This is a genomic window from Pseudidiomarina terrestris, from assembly GCF_030466375.1.
Lineage (GTDB): Bacteria > Pseudomonadota > Gammaproteobacteria > Enterobacterales > Alteromonadaceae > Pseudidiomarina > Pseudidiomarina terrestris.
In genome coordinates this window covers 1-22,533 of the sequence record NZ_JAGGJE010000005.1, presented here as the reverse complement: position 1 = coordinate 22,533, position 22,533 = coordinate 1, and the positions used below count along the sequence as shown (strand labels likewise).

At 50.9% G+C, this 22,533-nt stretch carries 17 protein-coding genes and 1 rRNA gene; 10 read left to right on the top strand and 8 right to left on the bottom strand.

Annotated features, from left to right (window positions below; translation table 11 throughout):
• The first annotated feature begins 82 nt into the window (after nucleotides 1-82).
• Nucleotides 83-1,195 carry a glutamate 5-kinase gene (gene proB / locus J6J28_RS10720; protein WP_301721665.1) on the top strand — a complete coding sequence of 371 codons (1,113 nt, stop codon included), beginning with the start codon at nucleotides 83-85 and terminating at the stop codon, nucleotides 1,193-1,195.
• Entirely contained in the window at nucleotides 1,192-2,445 is a 1,254-nt protein-coding gene (locus J6J28_RS10715; protein WP_301721661.1) for a glutamate-5-semialdehyde dehydrogenase, read from the top strand. Before proB ends, J6J28_RS10715 begins: the two co-directional genes overlap by 4 nt.
• An 8-nt stretch (nucleotides 2,446-2,453) precedes the next feature.
• Here the strand turns inward: J6J28_RS10715 and waaA are convergent, their stop codons facing one another.
• A complete protein-coding gene (gene waaA / locus J6J28_RS10710) occupies nucleotides 2,454-4,514 on the bottom strand; it encodes a lipid IV(A) 3-deoxy-D-manno-octulosonic acid transferase (RefSeq protein WP_301721660.1) in 2,061 nt (686 codons plus the stop codon).
• Between the two features lie 5 nt (nucleotides 4,515-4,519).
• Complete coding sequence (locus tag J6J28_RS10705; RefSeq protein ID WP_301721659.1) at nucleotides 4,520-5,260, bottom strand: glycosyltransferase family protein; 741 nt, start codon at nucleotides 5,258-5,260, stop codon at nucleotides 4,520-4,522.
• Nucleotides 5,261-5,416: 156 nt separating this feature from the next.
• On the opposite strand from J6J28_RS10705, the gene J6J28_RS10700 reads away from it, so the two are divergent.
• Nucleotides 5,417-7,018 (top strand): cryptochrome/photolyase family protein, encoded by a 1,602-nt coding sequence (locus J6J28_RS10700; RefSeq protein ID WP_301721658.1) that lies wholly within the window; start codon nucleotides 5,417-5,419, stop codon nucleotides 7,016-7,018.
• Between the two features lie 50 nt (nucleotides 7,019-7,068).
• On the opposite strand, the gene J6J28_RS10695 is transcribed toward J6J28_RS10700, so the two are convergent.
• A complete protein-coding gene (locus J6J28_RS10695) occupies nucleotides 7,069-8,868 on the bottom strand; it encodes a DEAD/DEAH box helicase (protein ID WP_301721657.1) in 1,800 nt (599 codons plus the stop codon).
• Between the two features lie 279 nt (nucleotides 8,869-9,147).
• Here J6J28_RS10695 and J6J28_RS10690 point away from each other — a divergent pair, with 279 nt between their 5' ends.
• From J6J28_RS10690 to trxA, 3 genes are read left to right on the top strand one after another with little or no spacing between them, the layout of a single operon-like run.
• The gene (locus J6J28_RS10690; protein ID WP_301721655.1) at nucleotides 9,148-10,605 is read left to right on the top strand and encodes an NAD-dependent succinate-semialdehyde dehydrogenase; all 1,458 of its coding nucleotides are present in this window, start codon (nucleotides 9,148-9,150) and stop codon (nucleotides 10,603-10,605) included.
• 24 nt (nucleotides 10,606-10,629) lie between these two features.
• Nucleotides 10,630-11,997, top strand: a complete 1,368-nt coding sequence (locus J6J28_RS10685) for an aldehyde dehydrogenase family protein (protein ID WP_301721952.1) — start codon at nucleotides 10,630-10,632, stop codon at nucleotides 11,995-11,997.
• Nucleotides 11,998-12,034: 37 nt separating this feature from the next.
• Nucleotides 12,035-12,883 (top strand): thioredoxin, encoded by an 849-nt coding sequence (trxA, locus tag J6J28_RS10680; RefSeq protein ID WP_301721653.1) that lies wholly within the window; start codon nucleotides 12,035-12,037, stop codon nucleotides 12,881-12,883.
• Here the strand turns inward: trxA and alkB are convergent.
• Nucleotides 12,880-13,530 (bottom strand): DNA oxidative demethylase AlkB, encoded by a 651-nt coding sequence (gene alkB, locus J6J28_RS10675; protein WP_301721651.1) that lies wholly within the window; start codon nucleotides 13,528-13,530, stop codon nucleotides 12,880-12,882. The genes trxA and alkB overlap by 4 nt on opposite strands.
• A gap of 126 nt (nucleotides 13,531-13,656) precedes the next feature.
• Between alkB and J6J28_RS10670 the strand changes: the two genes are divergently transcribed.
• The 4 genes from J6J28_RS10670 (at nucleotide 13,657) to nspC (ending at nucleotide 19,446) form a co-directional block, all read left to right on the top strand.
• Complete coding sequence (locus J6J28_RS10670) at nucleotides 13,657-15,075, top strand: sodium-dependent transporter (RefSeq protein ID WP_301721650.1); 1,419 nt, start codon at nucleotides 13,657-13,659, stop codon at nucleotides 15,073-15,075.
• 22 nt (nucleotides 15,076-15,097) lie between these two features.
• Nucleotides 15,098-17,023, top strand: a complete 1,926-nt coding sequence (locus tag J6J28_RS10665) for a GNAT family N-acetyltransferase (RefSeq protein WP_301721648.1) — start codon at nucleotides 15,098-15,100, stop codon at nucleotides 17,021-17,023.
• 82 nt (nucleotides 17,024-17,105) lie between these two features.
• On the top strand, nucleotides 17,106-18,305 hold the full coding sequence (locus tag J6J28_RS10660) for a saccharopine dehydrogenase family protein (RefSeq protein ID WP_301721647.1): 1,200 nt from the start codon (nucleotides 17,106-17,108) through the stop codon (nucleotides 18,303-18,305).
• Nucleotides 18,306-18,309: 4 nt separating this feature from the next.
• Nucleotides 18,310-19,446 (top strand): carboxynorspermidine decarboxylase, encoded by a 1,137-nt coding sequence (gene nspC, locus J6J28_RS10655; RefSeq protein ID WP_301721951.1) that lies wholly within the window; start codon nucleotides 18,310-18,312, stop codon nucleotides 19,444-19,446.
• A gap of 80 nt (nucleotides 19,447-19,526) precedes the next feature.
• Here nspC and J6J28_RS10650 read toward each other — a convergent pair whose 3' ends face one another.
• The 4 genes from J6J28_RS10650 to rrf form a co-directional block, all read right to left on the bottom strand.
• A complete protein-coding gene (locus J6J28_RS10650; protein WP_301721645.1) occupies nucleotides 19,527-20,282 on the bottom strand; it encodes a type III pantothenate kinase in 756 nt (251 codons plus the stop codon).
• A complete protein-coding gene (gene birA / locus J6J28_RS10645) occupies nucleotides 20,272-21,255 on the bottom strand; it encodes a bifunctional biotin--[acetyl-CoA-carboxylase] ligase/biotin operon repressor BirA (RefSeq protein ID WP_301721644.1) in 984 nt (327 codons plus the stop codon). Before birA ends, J6J28_RS10650 begins: the two co-directional genes overlap by 11 nt.
• Complete coding sequence (gene murB, locus J6J28_RS10640) at nucleotides 21,252-22,253, bottom strand: UDP-N-acetylmuramate dehydrogenase (RefSeq protein WP_301721642.1); 1,002 nt, start codon at nucleotides 22,251-22,253, stop codon at nucleotides 21,252-21,254. The genes birA and murB overlap by 4 nt, the downstream gene beginning before the upstream one ends.
• Before the next feature lie 166 nt (nucleotides 22,254-22,419).
• Nucleotides 22,420-22,533, bottom strand: a 5S ribosomal RNA gene (rrf, locus tag J6J28_RS10635).

The following is a 22,533-nucleotide window of genomic DNA, read 5'->3' as shown; positions in this document are numbered from 1 at the left end:
TAGGCAGCAGTTATAGTACGAAGCTAGAGAAACCCTAACGATTCTGTTAGACTACGAACGAATTTTTCAAGAGGGAGCCACTATGAAAATGCCTTCCTGGCAGCGTGCTGTTGTGAAAGTAGGCAGTGCTTTGATTGCGCCAGACGATACAGGAACGAGCAGTAAATATTTATTAGCCATTGCCCGTTTTATTATTGAATGTCATGAACGCGGGCAAGAAGTTGTCTTGGTATCATCCGGCAGTGCTGCTGCTGGACGTAAGCACATTACCTTTGACGGCGAGACGATTCCCGTCACAGTTAAAAAAGCAATGGCAGCCGTCGGTCAAACCGACATGATGGCAAACTGGTCACGCTTTTTTGACTTCCCCTGTGCTCAGGTGTTGATGACCCATGGTGACCTGCGCGATCGAGCGCGTTACGTGAGCATCCGCAACACCTTGCACACATTGTTAGAACACGATGTATTGCCGATTGTGAACGAAAACGATGCCTTGGCGACCGATGAAATGAAAGTCGGTGACAACGACAATCTCGCCGCAATGGTGGCAACATTGGTGGATGCGGATGCGTTATTTATTTGCTCTGACATCGACGGCTTATTCGATGCTGATCCGCGGGTTAAGCCTGATGCGAAAAAAATTCCAGTGGTCGATACGATCACCGAAGAAATTTTTGCGCTGGCAGGTGGAACCACAAATAAGATTGCCACCGGCGGTATGCGCACTAAGATTGAGGCTGCTGAAAAAGCGACCTCGCACGGCATCGATACCTATATTGTCAACGGCCGCAAAGGGGATACCTTTGAACGCCTGTTGCAGGGCGAAAATCCAGGTACCTTGTTTAGCCGGCAACAGGATCCAATGACCAACAAGAAACACTGGTTGCGTCACACCCTGGTTTCTCAGGGAGAGATTGTGGTCGATGCTGAAACAGCGAAAAGCGTGGTTGAAGGTCAGTCCCTTACCACCATGGGAATTGTTGATATTCAGGGCGATTTCAACCGTGGCGATGCGGTAGTCATCCGTAGCGGTGATAATGCCGAAGCTGTTGCCAAAGGTATTTGTCAGTACAGCTCGCACGAACTGATCCATATCAAAGGCCAGGAAGTCAGCGACATCGCAAAACAATACGGGTACAGCCCCATCACCGAAGTTATCCAAAGTAACGACTTAATGATTCTGGAGGATGAATGAGTAACTCCGTAGCACGAGATATTTCTAAACGCGCTGCCGTCGCAGCGCGCGCAGTCGCAACGCTAAGTGAAGCAGAAAAGAACAAGGTTCTGCAGAGCATGGCTGATAGCATTCGCCAGCATCAGGACAAGATCCTTGCCGTCAACGAGAAAGACATGCAGGCCGGCCGCGACAAGCAGCTTTCTGATTCAATGCTGGACCGGTTGCAATTGAACCCAGAGCGTATCGAGGGGATGGCAACGGCAATCGAAGAGATTATTCAGTTGCAGGACCCGGTAGGCGAACGCAAGCCGTTCAATACCCGCCCTAATGGTATTGTTGTTGAAAAAATGCGCATCCCGCTTGGCGTGATTTGTATGATTTACGAAGCTCGGCCAAACGTTACCGCTGACGCTGGAGCTCTTTGCTTCAAGTCAGGTAACGCCGTCATTCTGCGTTGTGGACGCGAAGCAATCGAAAGCAGTAAAGCCATTGCTGACGCCTTGCATGAAGCGCTGCGTGCGAATGGCCTGCCAGAAGATGTGATCACTGTGGTACCGACGCCTGACCGCGACCTGATGCTGCAGCTGTTGCAGCAAGACGACTACATTGATCTCGTCATTCCACGCGGCGGCGAAGGCTTGATTCACTTTGTCAGCGATAACAGCAAAATTCCGGTCATCCAGCACTACAAGGGTGTTTGCCATCTCTACGTCGATAAAGACGCGGATCTGGACAAAGCTTTAGCGCTGTTATTGAACGGTAAAACTCAACGAACTGGCGTCTGTAATGCGCTTGAAGGTCTGTTAGTCCATAACGACATCGCTGCTGAATTCCTGCCAAAAGTAGCGCAGGCGCTGCAAGATAAAGGCGTGAAGATCCATAGTGACAAAGCCTCTGCTGAGTACTTTGCTGATGCCGACGTCATCGCTGATGATGCTTTTGGTGAAGAGTACCTGGCGTTAGAAATCGCAGTGCGTACGGTCGCCGATTATGATGGCGCCATCGAGCATATTCAGAATTTTGGCAGCGGCCACACAGAAGTCATCGCGACCGAAAACGAAGTTACTGCGCAACGTTTCATTCGTGAAGTCGACTCTGCGGTAACCATGTGGAATGCGTCATCACGATTCAGTGACGGTGGTCAGTTAGGCTTAGGCGCTGAGATTGGTATTTCCACCAGTAAGCTTCACGCATACGGTCCTATGGGACTGCAAGCGCTTACGACAGAAAAGTTTGTGGTGACAGGTACCGGTCAAATTCGTGACTAAAAGCGACCTTATGTATCGGGTTTAGCCTCATAACCCGTAATGAGAAGGGGCCAGTCGCGTTCTTCCTGCCAATGGAAGTCGCGATTGGCCTCTTTTGCTTTACCTGCCTCTTTCAGCAGACTGCGTAGTAATCGCGCCAGATTGGCTTGTTGCCATTCCCCTGCCTCACGAAAACCACACTTATCAAAATCAACCAGCCATACTTTGTCGTCAGCATCGAGCATGATGTTGTGACAGTTCAGATCAGAGTGGTAAACACCAGCCTCATGAAAGCGGCGAATAACAGCACCTATGCTGTGCCATTCATCATGGTTTAGCGGACGCTCGCCAAGCACTTTAAAGACGTCCTGTGCCTGGGGAATAATCTCGACTAAAATGTCTGCCCGATATCCCCACAATGGCGCCCTTTCATAGCGCGCCGCCAGCGGTTTTGGCACCGGCAGACCAGCTTCCCGCAGGCGTTGCAATAGTTCAAATTCAGCCATCGCGCGGCTTTTAGCAATGGGCTCGCGAGCAAAACGGTCTTTGTTCACTTTGCCCACTAAGCCGCCGCGGTAATAATGACGAAGTAACATGCCTGGTTCGCCAAACTCAATAAACCAGGCTGTACTTCGGCCCGTCGCAGCGCCTTTTATCTTATGCTGCTGTTGCCAGTATTCCGCACTGAAAAACTCATCTGAGAAGGTTTTAAAAACAGAGTTATCAAACCAGATCTCCAACTTGTCGGAGGGTTTTAAGGTAGTGATAGTTTTCATACTGGTGAACTCCATAGCATCAGTTTCTGAAGGCCGCTTGATAGGTGGTGACTGATGTTTAAAGATAGCGTGAATATCATTGAGCATGGCTGCTGTAGCGCCCTGATCCTGAGCAAACTCCCGAGCAGCAGCTCGTTGCATGGTAAAGCGTAAGTTCGCATCATTGAGTAAGTTCAGCCATTGCCGCGCCAGCTGCAGATCATCGGCGGCCCAGCACACGCCTTCAGCCGCGTTCAGGCGATCGAATATATCCTGGAAATTAAATACATGAGGCCCGGAAACAATGGGCGTATGGGTGGCAATCGGCTCCAGAGGATTGTGTCCGCCACGAGTGATCAAACTTCCTCCGACAAATGCAACATCGGCGGTTGCGTACCATAGCATCAACTCACCCATACTATCCCCCAGCCAGACCTGTGTCGCTGAGTCTGGTTGGTCACCAGCACTGCGCCGAACCAGCGACAATTCAGCCGCTGCAATCTGTTCCGCGACTGCGTCAAAACGCTCAGGGTGGCGCGGGACCAAAATTAGCAAGGCTGCAGGGATTTTCGCTAAAACTTTTTTAAATGCCTGCAACACCAGCTCGTCTTCACCATTGTGCGTGCTGGCTGCCAATAACACAGGCCGCTCAAGCTGTTGCTTTAATAAAGTAGCCTCTGCCAACAAATTAGCCGATACCTGGCTATCAAACTTCAGGTTTCCGCGCACCGCAATGCGATCCGCTGCCACCCCAAGATTTACGAAGCGCTCCGCGCTACTTTGGTTCTGCGCCGCAATCCAGCTTAACTGCTGCCAGACAGGACCAATCAGCCAACTGTATTTATGGTAGGAGCGTTGCGATTTTGCCGACATACGGGCATTGAGTAAAACCACCGGAACCTTGTGCTGCTTCGCGCGTTGTAAAAAGCACGGCCAGACTTCCGTTTCCAGCAGCAACACAGCTCTTGGTACCAACTTGGTAAACAGGCGGCGCATCGCACCGGGGGTATCGATCGGAAGATAAAGGTGGTGAACACGGTCACCAAAGGCAGACTGCGCCAGCGCGGCGGCGGTTGGCGTCATCGACGATAAAGTTACCGGAAGGTGGGGGTAGCTATGCAGAACTTGTTCGATCAGCTGGCGAGCTGCCACCGTTTCCCCTACAGATACGCAGTGGATCAGAATTCCCTGCCGCGCATTCGCGGGAATAGACTGTAAAGCCAGGCGCTCGCTCCAGCGTTGACGATAAGCCGGAGCTTTGCGGCCGCGTAGCCACAGATAAATAAAAATCAGTGGCAGACTGAGGCGTATGAGCAGACGATAAGAAACCGTCATCGCATTTAACGCCAGTATTCTTTAATCCAGGTCGTTGGAAGAACCTTGCGGTACCACTTACCGCTACGCCCTGCCACTGCATCGTCCGGATGCGGACGGCCGTGGAAAATAATCACTTTCGCCCCTTCAGGGATGCGCGGCTGTTGGAAGAAACTTAGCGGGAAGGGCCGCAAGCAATGACGTTTGAAACTGCGGCACCACTCGGCTGGCCAGTATTTGAGCTTACCCTGACGGTCAACAAACTGAGTAATAAACTCTTGCTCATTCCGGACATTCTTACGCGATCCAACCGGATCATTCTTTAAATGTTCAAGAGCGTCGACATGAGCGCCTATGTTGAAGCGAAACACCGAGGTATTGCCTGTTGCATCGGACTTATCCCATTCTTTGATGACCAGAAATTCCCCCTCCGGCTCAAAGAATTCGTCCAGACTGCCAACAATCACGATATCCAGATCGAGAAATAGTGTCTGCCCTTCGAGATCATACAGCGGTTTGGCAAAGCAAGTTAACTTCAACCATCCATGACCAAAGGTCCAGGGTTTGCGCTGGTCAAAATCTTCAAAACCTACCTCAGGGATGGGTTTAACTTCGACTTCGTCACGAATACCATCGGCATCGTCGGTCAAACAGACAAAGCGGAACGGCCGCGATAAATTACGGCTTACCATTGAGTAAAGTGTATTGACGTAATCAGCGCCGTATTTTTGGCCCCATTTGATACAAATAACGTTAACTGGCTGCATTCTTATCCCTGCCTGTAAGACTCGCTTATGAATGTGCGCATAATGCCAAATTCTGCATGCGGTGGCTATATTTCGCGTTATAAAACCCGATCTTTTCCTGAATCTGCTGCGTAGTTCTTGGCTAAGCTTAGTACACATCGAACCACCCGGGACGCCATGACTCAACTTCATTCGAATTGCTTCACCAGTTTGTCCAAGCTACCCACCAATGACTATGCAGAAATTGCGTTAATCCTTGGCGATCAGCTTAATGCCAGTCACAGCTGGTACCACCAGAAATCTAAACGACGCTTGTTTGTTATGTTCGAAATGCGCCAGGAAACCGACTACTGTCGCCACCATATTCAAAAAGTGGTGGGCTTTTTTGCTGCGATGCGAAACTTTGCCAGCGCCTTGGCAAAAGCGGGTCACAACGTGCTCTATCTCACTTTGGACCACAGCGATAACAAACAATCCCTGACGGATAATCTTGCCGCGGTCGCTAAGCACTGCAACAGCAAGGAAATTTTACTGCAACAGCCGGATGAATACCGTCTGGATAAGCAGTTCGATGAATGGCAAGCGCCAGACTCGTGCTCATTAACCTGGCACGACAGTGAGCACTTCCTTACTGAGCGGAACGTCCTGAATCAATGGTTTGGTGACAAAGACAACTATCTCATGGAACATTTCTACCGCCGCGTCCGCAAGCAAACCGGTTACCTTATGGAAGACGGCAAACCTGTCGGTGGCAAATGGAACTACGACAAAGAAAACCGCAAATCCCTCAAAGCATCGGCAGAACTGCCCGAGCCGTTGCTGTTCGCGCACGATGTCAGCGCACTTGTTGAGCTACTTGAGCAAGAAGGTGTTGATACCTTTGGTCATATTGACCCTAACAACTTCATCTGGCCGGTCCAACGCAGCGAAGCTAAGCAGCTATTGAGTTACTTTACTGAACACCTGCTGTCGCGCTTCGGGGATTATCAAGACGCTATGCTTGAGGGGCACTGGGCTCTTTACCATGCCCGCATCTCCTTTGCGCTGAACACCAAAATGCTCAGCCCTAAGCAAGTTGTGGAAGCCGCGTTATCTGCCTGGCAAGCGAACCCCGATGACATTTCACTGAATCAGATTGAAGGGTTTATCCGGCAAATCATTGGTTGGCGTGAGTTTGTGCGCGCAATTTACTGGCACTTTATGCCGGCTTATGCAGACAGTAACTTTCTGGAGCATGAGCGTCCCCTGCCTGACTTCTACTGGACTGGGAAAACCCAAATGAACTGCCTGCAGCATAGCATCACTCAGTCACTAGACTATGCGTACGCGCACCATATTCAGCGGCTCATGGTCACCGGCAATTTCGCACTGCTGGCCGGTTGCGCTCCAGATGCTGTGGATGCCTGGTATCTGGGGGTCTACATTGATGCGATTGAGTGGGTCGAGCTTCCCAATACGCGGGCGATGAGTCAATTTGCAGACGGGGGTAAGTTAGCAACCAAACCTTATGTGTCCAGTGGCAGTTACATTAATAAGATGTCCAACTATTGTAAGTCCTGTCATTACGATGTGCAGACCAAGGTTGGTGACGGCGCTTGCCCTTTTAATCTCTTGTACTGGCATTTTATTGACCGTCATCAGCAGCGCTTTGCCAATAATTCACGAATGGCTTTGATTTTAAGTCAGTGGCGAAAAAGAGACGAGAGCGAAAAGAAGGAGATTCGAGAGCAGGCGGAGAGCTTTCTGGCAAACCTGGGAAATTCGCCGCAACAAGATTAAAAAAGGGAGCTACTGGAGCTCCCTTTTTGGCTAGTGCTTATTATACCGGCTTATTGAAAGCGACGGCTGCGACGTTCACCACGGGGCTGGCGTTCGTTGCGGGCAAAACTTTTCGGTGCTGGACGTCCACCAGGCTTGTGCGCACGAGGCGCGATAGCCTGATCGGCAGCTAACTCCATACCCATCTGTTGCTGACGGACACGGGCGCGCTGCAGAATGCGTAACACGCCTGTTGGCAAGCCTTTCGGTAACTCAACCAGACTGTGGTTTTCGAATAATTGGATTTGCCCAATATACTTGCTGTCCATTTCCGCTTCGTTGGCAATAGCACCCACGATATCTTGTGGACGAGCACCGTGATCACGGCCGACCTGAATCCGATAAGTATCAAATTCAACGTTTGCATCGCGACGGTCACGAGTATTTGCGCGTTTCTCTGGACGCTTACGGTCACCACGGTCATTGCGGTCAGCGCGCTCAGGACGCTCGGCGAATTTCTTCGGCGCCGGATCAGCTGAGACAATCAACGGACGCTGCTGTTGTTGCTGTGCTAACAACGCTACTGCGATTTGGCTTGCCGTTAATTCTGTCTGTTCTTGCATCTTTTCGATGATCGCAGTCAGTTCATCCATGCCGCCTTTTTCAACCTGTGCAACGATTTTCTGCTGCAAAGAAGCTTGGCGATGAGCACTCAAATCGCTTGCACTTGGCACTTCGAAAAACTCAATGGTGCTGCTCGTTAACCGCTCATAATGGCGCAACAAATGTTTCTCGCGCGGGCGGAAAAACAAGATTGCCTCGCCACTGCGACCGGCACGGCCGGTACGGCCGATGCGGTGGACATAAGACTCAGTGTCACCAGGTAAGTCATAATTCACCACGTGGGTGATTTCTGGGACGTCTAGTCCACGCGCAACAACGTCGGTAGCGACGAGAATTTCAATACGACCACTACGCAACTGATTCACAGTCTGCTCACGTTGCGCCTGATTAAGATCGCCGCTCAATGGCGATGCTTTGAAGCCGGCAGCCTGCAACTGCTCAGTAACTTCCATCGTATCATTACGAGTGCGGACGAAAATCAACACGCGTTGATAATCCATGGTTTCAAGCAGGCGTGTCAGTGCCATCATCTTGGTGATACCACGAACTTGCCATGCACGTTGACGAATCTTAGATTTCGCCACGTTTTTAGCTTCAATTTTAATCGAAACAGGTTGTTCGCCTTCGCTGGTCACCAGGAAGGTTTTTGCAAGCTTACGGATTGCATTCGGCATCGTCGCTGAGAACAAGGTCCGTTGCGATGTATTTGGCACAGCACCCATGATGGCTTCGATATCATCGATGAAGCCCATGTTTAGCATTTCGTCTGCTTCATCCAAAACGGCCATACGCAGTGCGTCTAATTTCAATACGCCTTTTTTCAGCATATCGAGCAAACGACCCGGAGTACCGACGATCACTTGCGCGCCAGTACGTAGCGCTTTGATCTGTGGTCCAAATGCAGCGCCACCGTAGACAGTTGCGACTTCAAGACCTCGCATTTGTTTGCCAAATTCGGTAATAGCTTCTGCTACCTGAATCGCCAATTCGCGAGTTGGTGCAACAACCAACATTTGGGTTTGACGTACTTTTGGATCGACTAAAGTCAAGCCAGGCAAGCCAAAGGCCGCAGTTTTACCGGTACCGGTCTGCGCTTCGCCTAAAACATTCTTACCTTCAAGTAAGGCTGGAATGGCTTGAATTTGAATAGGAGTTGGTGTTGTAAAGCCCATGCTTTCGACTTGTTTAAGCACAGCACTTGGTAGGCCAAAATCGCTGAACGATTGGCCAGTCATTAAATCAGACATTTGTATCTCACATCATTTCTGTAAAGCATAAAGGGGGTATAGGTACGCCCAGCTACAGAACACGATGAACACTCTGGCAGGAAGATTAGGCGCTGAACCCCAGCGTAGTCAGGGGTTGAGCCGCTCCCATCATTAGCGGTAATGACCCTGAGGCTGCGGACTATACGTGAATCGCTACCTAATTACAAGCTAAACTAGCATTGCATGTGAACCACTTAGGCAACATACTCATAAGAGAGTTATAAGTTTTTACTACTTGCCAACAACAAGGGGAAAGTTATGACATCCCACAGCATGCGTTCACTTACGAAGACCAATGCATTCATCGATGGCCACTGGGTGCCTGTGGAACAACGTTTTGCCGTTACCAACCCGGCCACTGGTGAAGTCGTTGCTGAAGTTGCTGATGCTGATGCAACGCTGGCTGAACGGGCCGTTGAGGCAGCCAAAAATGCCCTGCCCGGCTGGCGCAAGAAGACGCCCCACGAGCGTGCCGAATTATTGCGTCGGTGGTTTAACTCGATGCTAAGTAACAAACAAGCCCTGGCCGAGTTAATGTGCGCCGAGCAAGGCAAGCCCGTCGCGGAAGCCGCAGCTGAAATTGAATACGGCGCCAGCTTTGTTGAGTGGTTTGCGGCTGAAGCTGAGCGCAGTTACGGCGACGTGCTCCCACTGCAGAGCCCGGATAAGCGCGTTTGGATCACCAAACAAGGGGTAGGCGTCTGTGCCGCGATAACTCCCTGGAACTTTCCAAACGCCATGATCACCCGAAAAGTCGCGCCAGCGCTGGCAGCTGGCTGCACTATGGTGGTAAAACCACCACAATTAACACCACTTTCCGCACTGGCTATCGCGCAGCTCGCCAGCGAGGTGGGGATCCCTGACGGCGTCATCAATATCGTACCTAGCACTGACGCCAAATCGATTGGCGGAGTTCTCACCGAACATCCAGACGTGCGTAAGTTTAGTTTCACTGGCTCAACGGCGGTCGGTAAGAAACTGATGCAGCAATGCGCCAGCACCGTGAAGAAAGTATCTTTTGAGCTCGGTGGCAATGCTCCGTTTATCGTATTTGACGATGCCGACATTGAGCTTGCAGTCGAGCAACTTTTAATCTGCAAATTCCGTAACGCAGGCCAGACCTGTATCAGTGCCAACCGTATTCTGGTACAGGAGAAAGTCTTAGATAAATTCGTCAACACCCTGAAATCCGAAATGGAAAAGCTCAAAGTTGCCCCAGGTACTGCAGATGAAGTCGATTATGGCCCGCTGATTGACCAGGATGCCATCGATAAGGTCAAACGACTGGTTGCCGATGCCAGAGAGCAAGGTGCTGAATGTTTAACCGGTGGCAAGGTTCTGGACGAGGTTGGCGAGTTATTCTACGCCCCTACCCTGTTAACCGGAGTGACCTCAACCATGGACATCGCTCAGGAAGAGATATTTGGCCCCGTGGTTGCAGTTCAGACCTTCGACACCGAAGAAGAAGGCATCCGCAAAGCCAATGCCACGCCCTTTGGTCTGGCGGGCTACTTTTGTGCCGAAGACTATCGCCGTATCGAGCGGGTCAGTAGTGAACTGGAGTGTGGCATGCTCGGCATAAATGCCGGCGCCATCTCGCACGCGTATAACGCCTTCGGTGGTGTTAAAGAGTCAGGTATTGGTCGCGAAGGCTCGCGTTACGGCCTCGCCGAATACCAAGAAACCAAAACCCTTACTTTAGGTGGTTTTGCTTAAGGAGTACGACCTGTGTCAGAACAAATGGAGCTTAGCAGCTTAATGCAACGCCTGCGCCATACCTATGTGAGCGGACTGACGCGTTCTCACGCGTGGCGTATGACGCAGCTGAAACAGCTCGCGTTAATGCTGGAAACACATGGAGCTGAGCTTCTCGAGGCGTTACATTCTGATCTGGGTAAAAGCCAGGCAGAAGGCTGGCTGACGGAGCTGGGTTATTTGACCAGTGATATTGAACATACCTGCAAGCGGCTACGGAAGTGGATGCAACCAACCCGCGTAAGTCAGCCACTGATGGCCTGGCCGGGCAAAAGCTTTTTGCAGCCCGAGCCGCTGGGGGTGGTGCTTATCATAGGTGCCTGGAATTACCCGCTACAATTGCTGCTAAGCCCATTGATTGCTGCTCTGGCAGCCGGTAATTGTGTCGTGCTGAAACCGTCAGAACTTGCCCCAGCGACGGCGTCACTCATGGCGCGATTGTTGCCCGACTATTTAGCTAATGAAGCGGTTCAGGTGGTTAATGGCGGTGCTGACACTGCGCAAGCGCTTTTGCAGCAGCGTTTTGACCACATCATGTACACCGGGGGTGGTCGAGTCGGACGTATTGTCATGAAAGCCGCCGCCGAACATTTAACACCAGTAACGCTGGAGTTGGGAGGAAAGAGCCCGGCGGTGGTGCTGGCGGATGCTGATATCAAAACAGCGGCCCGCCGTATTGCCTGGGGAAAGTGGCTGAACGCAGGACAAACCTGTATCGCTCCAGATTATGTGCTGGTCGATGAAAGCGTCAAAGAACCTTTTCTTGAGGCGCTACGAGAAGCCATTGAGTCCTTTTTTGGGGACGATGCAGCAGATGCTGACGACTATGGAATGATTGTCAATGAGCAACACTGGCAACGACTGGTCGATTACCTTGACCAGGGTACGCTTTATTATGGCGGTGAGTTTGACCGTCAGGCGCGTTACATTGAACCCACCATAATGACCGAGGTTGCCACCGACAGCCCCGTCATGCAGGAGGAGATTTTCGGCCCGCTACTCCCGGTGCTGACGGTACCAAACCTTGCCAGTGCCATCGAATTTATTCGTGATCGTGATAAGCCACTGGCACTTTATGGTTTCAGCGGCTCGACCCGCAGCCTACAGCAGTTAACGGAGCAAACCCACGCGGGGAACCAATGCAATAATGACACGCTGATGTTTATGCTGAATCCGAAGCTTCCCTTCGGCGGCGTAGGTCCTAGTGGCATGGGTCGCTATCATGGCAAATTTGGATTTGATACCTTTAGCCATCAGAAATCGGTAATGCAACGGCCATTTTGGTTCGATCCGAATTTCCGGTATCCTCCCTATACTTCGTTTAAGCAAAAGCTTTTACGCTGGTTTAGTTAGTTCAACATACAAACTTAATGAGTAAGAAGGAATAAGTGTGGCAAACACAGGTATCACGGTAACGCTCGAGAACTTCCAACAAGTGATTCTGGAGGGCTCTCAATCCAAACTGATTATTGTCGATTTTTGGGCTGACTGGTGTGAGCCGTGTAAGCAGCTCATGCCGGTATTGGAAAAACTTGCCGCCGAATACAGTGACCGTGTCACTTTGGTTAAAATCGATTGTGACGAACAGCAGCAACTTGCCGCCCAATTTGGCATTCGCAGCTTGCCGACCGTCGCGTTTTTCAAAGAGGGTCAGCCCGTGGATGGCTTTGCCGGTGTTGAGCCCGAAAGTGCTATCCGTGCGCGGATTGAACAACATATACCTGGCCCTGGCGAGGACTTACTAAAGCATGCCCGGGAGTTACTCGAGCAAGAACAATTTGACGAGGCTTATGCGCTTGCCAAACAGGCCTATGACCTGCAGCCAGAAGATACCCAGGCGCAACTGACTTTAGCTGATGCAGCCTGCAGCCTTGGCCGAATCGAGCAAACGGAGTCATTGCTAGATGGCATTCGACTCGCTGATCAGGACAGCTATTTCCAGCAGGTACAGAGTAAATTACAGCTGGCAAAGCAAGCGGCGGACAGTCCGGAGCTGCGAGCCCTGCAGCAGCAGGTAAAGGAACAACCGGATAATCTCGAACTGGCACTGGAATTAGCGACCAGCTTATATCAGGCGAAGCGTATGGAAGAGGCGTTGGAGGTTTGCTTTTCCGTACTCAAACGAGATTTCAACTTTCCAGAAGCCAGACAACAAGCGCTGGATATGCTCAATGGCCTACCAAAAGGCGATCCTTTGGCCGCCCGTTACCGCCGTTTACTCTATAGCATGATGTATTAAGGGCCGGCTCGGCGCAGCGTAAGGTTTATGCGCTGCGCGCCAAGCTGCGGATGGTAGCCATCCGCTACTTTGGCAATTCCATGATAGCGCAAGCGATCAACACCACCCCAGACCACTACGTCACCATGCCGCAGCTCGATACGAGACGGACGATCCGAACGTTGCAAACCTCCCCATAAAAAACGCGCCGGTAAACCAAGTGACACCGATACTATGGGATGCTCAAAGGAGTATTCATCACGGTCTTGATGAAGTCCCATCTGCGTGCCTGGCTGGTAACGATTGATCAGGCAAGCGTCAGCAATAAACTCAGAAAAGCCCACGTGTGCAGCGGCATTTTTCGCTAATCCAATCACCTCAGCAGGTAACTCTGGCCAAGGCTTTTCCGTCAAAGGATCTGTCCCTACGTAACGGTATCCCTGCTTATCACTATGCCACCCCCAGCTTCCGCTATTTGTGGTTTGCACCGACATCGCTCGTCCACCAGGCGTCTGCAGGCGACGCCAAAAGGCTTGGCTCGTTATAGTATCAATTGCCTTAAGCAGATGCCTTTCCCAGGGTAAGGCATAGCCGCGTAACAGCGCGCTCTGCTCACCAAGAGAAATGATCTCAGGGCTTCCGTTTGTCGAGAATAAATCGTGTTGCATCGTATCTATGTGTTGCTGGTGCTTGCCGCATTCTACGGCATACGCTAGGATTGAGCGAATGTTCGTCGAGGTTTCCTTATGCCTCGCTAAGCTATGTCTATAATAACTATAAATAAAGGTCCCCCTATGAGTACATCTCGCGAGCATTTTAGCTCGAAAATTGGCTTCATACTGGCTGCGGCAGGTTCTGCCGTAGGTATTGGCAACCTCGTTGGTTTCCCAGTTGCAGCAACGAAAAACGGCGGCGGTGCATTTCTTATCATCTATGCACTTTTTGTCGCTTTTATTTGTCTGCCAATCATGCTCGCGGAAATGGGACTGGGCCGCCGCACTCAGCATAGCCCTTATAGCGCTTACGCCGAACTTGGTAAGAATGCTATTCAGTGGCGTCTCGCCGGGTGGTTCGCAACCATAACGCCGTTTATGATTGCAGTCTTCTATATGGTCATTACCGTGTGGATCTTCGGTTATCTGTTTCAGACCTTGTCGGGTAATTTGGAAGTCATAGCGCAACCCGAGTACTTTGGACATTTCGTTAACGACTATTCGTTTGTCGGTTACTTAATCGCCGTCACCCTGATCATCAACTTTATTCTGGTAGGTGGTGTCCGTAAGGGTATTGAACGCGCATCCAAAATTCTGATGCCAACGTTGTTTTTAATGCTCATCTTACTGGTCATCTTCGTACTGACATTGGATAACGCCATGGCAGGGGTCGAATTCTATCTGGTTCCTGATTTCAGCAAAATTGATGGTAGTGTGATTAACGGTGCCCTCGCCCAAGCATTCTTCTCGTTGTCGTTAGGTATGGGGATTCTCATTACCTATGGCTCCTATTTCCGCCGCAATGACGATATCGTGACCTCTGGTAAGCTGGTCGCTATTACCGACACGGCAGTAGCTTTTACCGCCGGCTTAATGACATTACCTGCAATTTTTGCCATCTATCCAGATACTAACCCAGAGTCCTTAAGTGACTCATCGGTATCAATGATTTTCTCGTTCTTCCCGCAAATTTTCATGCAGTTGTCAGACATTATAGGTTACGGTTTTGCCACAGTCGCAGCTTCCGTCTTCTTTTTGCTCGCCTTTGTTGCTGCTATCACTTCATTAGTGTCTATTATCGAGGTGCCGACCTCATCCTTTATGGAGAAGCGCAACGTGTCACGTAGTACGGCGCTATTGGTTATGGGCATTGCCATCACTATTCTGACCTTACTGGCAGCCACATCCTTTGGTCTGGTGCCCTGGGTGAGCCACGTGATCACCTACGCCGGGATAGACAAGTCACTGTTCGATGTCATTGTCGACGTCTTTTACGAAACCATCTTGCCATTAAACGGTCTGTTGATTTGTCTATTTGTCCGCTTCCGCTGGAAGCGTGAGAACTTCGCGGCTGAACTTGGCGAAGGTAACAGTAACTACGCAACCAGCTTTCTGCACAAATATGTCAACTTTGCGATCGGTACCTTTATCCCGTTAATTCTCGCTCTCGTATTTGCCAATACGGTAGCAGCGAAGTTCTTTGGTGTGGCTTTGTTGTAAGCTGCTTACACGTCATCACGACATGTCACTGCAAGCTTCATTAGCACTCGTCAGACACCATTTGAAAACAGCACGGCAACGTGCTGTTTTCATTTTTAGCCCAGACCATGATCATGAGCGTGCACAGCTTCGTGATAAGCTGCTGGAACTCACTCCCAACGCCCTGCACTTCAGTGATACAACAGCTGACACTAAAGCCATTCACCGTTACCGCGATGTACTGGGTCAGACTTATGACGCAGTGCTGCTTGACTACCAGCAGCTTATTCATGCTGATGCCCTTGCGGCAGTCACCGGCACCATCAGGGGTGGCGGTATTTTGTGGGTGATTTTACCGGCGGGCTCATCAGCATTTAAACAGCGGCTGTTACAATCTGCCGAAGACATCGGTCTGGTTCGACACGTCGGCCACTGGCAACACCTGCCTGATCATCTCGCTGCCGTTACTCAGACGCACCTGCCTGCGTCTGCTGCACCAGACTTACCCTCTGCCAGTCAGGCTCAGGTCATTAGTCAAATGACCGAATACAAATTAGCGACACATCTCTTGCTCGCCGACCGTGGGCGCGGCAAAAGTACGACTTTGGGCCTGGCGATTAAAGCAGCGGGTTATAGCTCAGCAAAGCCGATTCTGGTGACCGCGCCGCAGCCACAGGCTGCGGCTACACTCTTAAAACATGCTGCCGGCGGGGCAAGGTTTCGGGCATGGGATCGACTACTTAAAGATAGTTCTGAGTTCGGCGCCGAGCTCGTTATCGATGAAGCCGCGGCTATTCCGTTACATATTCTCAAGCAACTGCAGCAGCATTTCCGTGTCTGGGCCATCGCGACTACCGTCGACGGTTATGAAGGCTGTGGTAAAGGCTTTGCCCTGCGGTTTCTAACCTGGCTCAAACAAAGCTGCGAGTGTCAGCAACACCAGCTCACCGAGCCGCTCCGTTGGAGCACTGCTGACGCAGTAGAAGCCTGGCTCAACCAAGTGCTGATGCTCAAACTCGCGCCCTTAAAAAAACCGCAAGCAACATCAGGCCAAGTCCGCTGGCATTATGTTCATGCCAGTGAGCTTAGCAATGCACTCCTACAACAGGTGATGACGCTACTCCTTGAAGCGCATTATCAAAGCAGTCCAAACGATCTGCGGTTATTACTCGATGACCCCGCTCAGCACCTCGGTTTATTACTGGCAGATGAGCTGGTTATAGGTGTCTGCTGGGTGGCGCAGGAAGGCCCTATCGAATTGGAGCTACAACAGCCTGTTTTGCGCGGTGAGCGTCGGCTTAAGGGACAGCTTCTGCCGCAAGCGATAGGATTTTACCGACAACAACCCGACTGTCTTGCGTGGCGCTGGCTGCGCATTGTCCGCATTGCCACGCACCCCGAATTGCGCCGCCAGGGGATTGGCCGGCGCATGCTTGCTGCGCTCCACCAGCATGCACAGACACAGAACATAGATGCATTGGGCACCAGTTTTGGCATCACGCCGGCAGTTGAAGCTTTTTGGCAAACATCAGGGCTGGTGGAAATCCGCCGTGGCCAGAAAAAGAATATGGCCAGTGGCGCGGTCAGTGCAATCTGGGCGCAGGGGCTGACCACGGCAAGTTGTTCGCTGATCAAAGCGTTACAGCAATTACAGGAAGCTGAAGTTGGCTGGCAGCGCGGCCAAACTGTGCCGCTAAACCTTAATATCGACACTACCGTTGTGCCCATTCTGCGTGGTTTTGCGCAAGGATACTTACCGCTGTCGAACGCGCGCTTTGCCTGGTGGTATATACTGCGGCAGCAAGCTGCACATTCAGTTCTGGCAGCCCAACCCCGGGCGCTATTTGACCCGGCTATTGATAATGCGGCGTTGACGCAAATCAACCACGCTAACAGCCGCGCCGAATTTGAGAATCAGCTACGAGAAATCGTTGGTCAGTATCTGCACTACGGCCCCACCAAAGGTTAAGTCGGGATGCTGTTTTTGCAAAAATATGCTATCTTTCAGCCTTTAAGTCACCCGTAAATGGAACCAAAGAAAGGGTCTCTACATGTCACGAGTATTAGTTATTGGCGCCGGCGGTGTAGCCGGAGTCGTTGTCAAAAAATGTGCAATGCTACCAGAGTATTTTTCTGAAATTCACCTGGCCAGTCGTACCGTTTCGAAATGCGAAGCCTTGCAACAGGAAGTGGGTAAAGATCGCGTGGTCGGTGTTTACCAGGTTGATGCCGACAATGCTGGTGAGGTGGCAAAACTAATCCGTGAGGTTGAGCCAGCGCTGGTAATTAATGTTGCTCTTCCTTATCAGGACCTGCCAATCATGGATGCTTGTTTAGAAACAGGCGTTCACTACCTGGATACGGCCAACTACGAACCTAAAGACGAAGCCAAATTCGAATACTCCTGGCAGTGGGCCTACCATGAGCGTTTCAAAGAGAAAGGCATCATGGCACTACTTGGCGCCGGCTTTGATCCAGGCGTGACCAACGTGTTTACTGCATACGCTGCAAAACATTATTTTGATGAAATTCATTATCTGGATATTGTCGATTGTAATGGCGGAGACCATGGTCAGGCCTTTGCGACCAACTTCAATCCGGAAATTAATATTCGCGAGATTACCCAACGAGGTAAATACTGGGAAAACGGGGAGTGGCTTGAGACTGACCCGATCAGTGTGCGCGAAGATCTCGACTATCCGGGTGTCGGTGTCCGCGCTTCTTATTTGTTGTTCCATGAAGAGCTGGAGTCACTGGTAAAACATTTCCCAAGTCTCAAACGCGCGCGATTCTGGATGACCTTTGGTGATCAGTACCTGACGCATTTACGGGTATTGGAAAATGTCGGTATGACCTCGATTGAGCCAGTTGAGTTTCAGGGACAGAAAATTGTACCTCTGGAGTTTTTGAAAGCAGTATTGCCAAACCCAGGCTCGTTAGCCGAAGGTTACACTGGACGCACCTGTATCGGTACTTATGTCACTGGCATCAAAGATGGTGAAGAGAAAACTATCTTCATTTTCAATAACTGTGACCACGCCGCCTGTAACGCAGAAGTAGGTGCGCAAGCCGTATCCTACACCACTGGTGTACCAGCGATGATCGGTGCTTCCATGATGCTGCAAGAGCACTGGATGAAACCTGGAGTCTGGAACATGGAACAATTTGACCCGGATGAGTTCATGGAGCGTCTGAACAAGTACGGTCTGCCATGGCAGGTGGTCGAATGTGAATCACCATTTAAGCGCTAATATGATGACAGAATCCTATTTATCTGACGCTATCCCATCGCCTTGTTACGTCTGTAACGAGGCGCTGCTGGAACAGAACCTGCAATTAATGGAGCGGGTGCAGCGCGAAAGTGGTGCACACATCATTCTTGCCTTAAAAGGTTTTTCAATGTGGAGTACCTTCCCTTTGATCCGCAAGTACCTGGTGGGATGTACCGCCAGTTCAGTGTGGGAAGCAAAACTCGCCGCTGAGGAGTTTGGCCGCGAAGTCCACGCTTACGCACCAGGTTACAAAACGTCTGAAATGGACGCCTTGTTACCGCTGGTCAACCATATCTCATTTAATAGTTTGAACCAGTGGCAAACCTTTAAAGATCAGGTTCTCGAAGCGGGCGTTTCCCCGGGATTACGGGTGAATCCGGAACATCAGGAAGCAGAGACTGAGTTGTACGATCCCAGTGCTCCCGGCTCACGCTTAGGGATCCGTGCGGCTGACCTGCAAGGAGCCGATCTGGAAGGAATCGAGGGCTTGCACGTCCATAACTTGTGCGAGTGCGACTCTTTCGCCCTGGAGCGTACGCTTAAAGCTGTTGAAGAAAAGTTTGGTGACCTGCTGCATAAGATGAAATGGTTGAATCTGGGCGGCGGTCATCTGATGACCCGCGCTGGCTATGATGTCGACCATTTGATCAAACAACTTAAGCGTTTGCGCGAGACGTATGACCTTGATGTGATTCTTGAACCTGGTTCTGCCGTAGCTTGGCAAACCGGTCCTCTTATCGCCGAGGTCATTGATATTGTAGAGAATGATGGTCCAATCGCGATCCTGGATATCTCCGCTACAGCACATATGCCTGACGTGCTGGAGATGCCCTATCGCCCGGCAATCACCGGTGCCCGCGAACCTGGTGTTCTCAAGCACACCTACAAGCTTGGTGGGAACTCGTGTCTTGCCGGAGATGTCATTGGTTTGTACAGTTTTGACGAACCGCTGCGTCCGGGTAGCCGCATTATTTTCGAAGATATGATGCATTACACCATGGTCAAAACGACATTCTTCAACGGTGTTGAGCACCCGCACATAGGTATTCTGCGCCGGGATGGTAACTTTGATCTGGTGCGCAGCTTCACCTACGAGGACTTTCGCTCACGCTTGTCCTGAGGCTTAGGCTTTAATTTATTCATCAGTACCTGTGATGCACAAGCATCACAGGTCCTTCAGCTTACCGCCAATCCCTGACGTTAAATTCCTGACTGCTCCCGCGCGTACAACGCCAGACCTTGCAGTACTAATTCACTGCGCAGTTCGCCTTTACGCTTCAACTCGACAGGCAGTAACGGTGTCGAACCGCCACTAAAGAGCAGCCGGTAATCAAACCAGTCCAGCTCGGTTTCAGTTACGTGCAAGGCCTGCCGAACAATACCGGCAAACATATTTACGCAGCCGTCCAGCAAACCGTCAGGGGTGCTCGTGCCAAGCTGATTCACTCGGCCCCATATTTTCTGAGTATCAGTGAATACACGGGGCGCTCGGTCGGTAACCGCCTTTTGCATCATATCTACGCCAGGCGCGATCCAGCCGCCTAAGTGCTGGCCTTGGTCATCAATCCAGTCAACGGTAATGGCGGTACCTGCGTCGATGATTAACGTCGGCTTTTTATTTTCATTGTACGCTCCCAGCAGAGCGAGCCAGCGATCTACACCAAGATGCGTAGGTTCACTGTAGGCGTTAGAAACACCAAACTTATGCGCCTCAGAAGTTACTGGATAAACTTGCGCCTGTCCGCATTGTGACTTCATCCATTCGTTCAGCAACGATTGCTGCGCCGCACCGCCGACCAGAGCAAGCCATACGGAAGCCACAGGAGCCTGCAGATGGGTCTCACGAAGCTCTTCGTAGGAGAGATTAAAAAGCGGCTCTAAATGGCCGTCGGCGTCCATTTGCGCCGCTTTGACTCGGGTATTCCCTGCATCAATCAGTAATTTATTAGGATTCATAGCGTAAACTTACTTCTCCCGCGTGAAAACGCTTTACTTCACCGGCGACTTCGACCAGCAAGGCGCCATCTTCTGAGATGCCCTTGGCCACTCCTGAAATGTATTTTTCGCCAAACTGGATGCGCACCGCGCGCTCCTGTAGTTTATCGAAGCTGCTCCAACGTTCGATAAAAGGGGCAAGTCCCTCGACATCATAAGCCTGCAAAGCAGTGCGCAGCTTATTCAGCAGTTTAGCTACCAGTTGATTACGCTCCACCCGGCCATTTAGCTCAGTTTCGACATCCGTCCAGGGCTGGTCAATCGGGGCATCAAGCCAATCCGGCATGCGCAGATTAATACCTATACCAATAATCGCATGCGCTGAATCTGTCGCCTGCCCTTCAAGCTCGATCAGGATGCCAGCTATTTTCTTACCGCCAACCAGGATGTCATTGGGCCACTTCAGTTGCACCCCTTCCATACCATCTTCGGCAAGAGTTTCAGCTAAAGCGGTACCAATAGCAACGCTAAGGCCCATTGCACCGGACATGCCATGCTCAAGGGGCCAGTACATACTCAAATAAAGGTTAGAAGCAAAGGGCGAGTACCAAGCTTTACCGCGTCGTCCCCGACCAGCCGTTTGCGCTTCTGCCAGTACAGCGTAACCCGCATTCAGTTCCTTGTTTTCCCGTAAGCGCTCACGCAAGACATCATTGCTGGACGTGACCACACGTTCCACTTCTATGTTCGCCACAGGAGCTTTGAGTTCCCGGGTGATAATGTCTTCATCCAAAAGCTCTACAGCCTTCGCCAGTCGGTAGCCTTTGCCGGTCACCCGGAACACATCGACACCTAACCCCTGAATATCTTTTATGTATTGGCTGATGGCGGTACGGGTAACACCAATCTCATCGCCAATGGTCTGACCGGAATGGAACTCGCCGTCGGCGAGTAATTCGATCACTTTTATCACCCGTTCATTGCGTTTACTCATGCGTTGATAAGTTCCTTTTCACCCATGATCCTGACCTCAATTTCCAATTCGATGGCAAACCTCGTCTTGACCCGGCTTGTGATTTCCTTTGCCAGGGTAAGCAGCTCCTCACCTGAAGCCTCACCTTTATTAACCAACACCAAAGCTTGCTTATCGTGAACCGAGACACCGCCGCAACTGAAACCTTTCAGGCCCAGCTGATCGATCAACCAGCCAGCTGCGACTTTAACCTGCATATCATCTACTGGGTAATACGGCATGTCCGGGAACCGCTCCAGCAATCCCTGTAACTGCTGCCGGGGGATAACGGGATTTTTAAAAAAGCTGCCAGCGTTTGGTAATACTTTGGGGTTTGGTAGTTTACTGTTCCGTATGGCCACCACTGCCTTCATGATCGTCTTCGCCGAGGCATCACCAGGCACGCTGGATAAAGCTCCGTAGCTAAGCTGAGCGCGCCAGTTTTTACTAAGCGAAAAGTTGACATGCGTAATCACATAACGTCCCGCATGCTGTTTAAACAAACTATCACGATACGCAAAACAGCACTGCTTCTGGCTGAACAGAACAAACTCGTGTTGTTCCCTATCCCAGGCCTCCACTGTGCGGATAAACTCCGACACCTCGACCCCATAAGCGCCAATATTCTGCACCGGTGCTGCGCCAACACTCCCCGGTATCAACGCAAGATTTTCCAGCCCTGGCATGTCTGCATCTAAGGTTTTTCTCACTAAATCATGCCAGTTTTCGCCTGCGCCAACCCTAAGCTCGAAACTGTTTTCCGTTTCCGAGCATTCGTAGCCTTTGATCCCAACCTTCAATACCGTTCGGCTAAAGTCGGTCGTGAAAATAGTATTACTGCCTTCACCAAGTACATAGTAGTCATCAGCAAGCGACGGCAGATCCTCTGCCGCAGTTAATTCAACCACAGCATCTGCCTGATAAGGTAATTTAAATGTATGCAGGTCTTTTAAAGAGACGAACTTATGAATCTTTGTCATAAAGGCATTCTAAACCAGCGAGTAGCTTTAGGGAATGAGCGAACAGTAAATGCAACATCAAGAACTTAGCAAAACTCTTAAAATGCTGGGTTCTCCATCATTAGCTATAAAAAGGCGGGCACAAAAAAAAGCCCCCAGCGTTGCTGAGGGCTTTTCGATAATTAAAGCCTGGCGGTGTCCTACTCTCACATGGGGAAGCCCCACACTACCATCGGCGCTGAAGCGTTTCACTACTGAGTTCGGAATGGATCAGGTGGTTCCACTTCGCTATTGCCGCCAG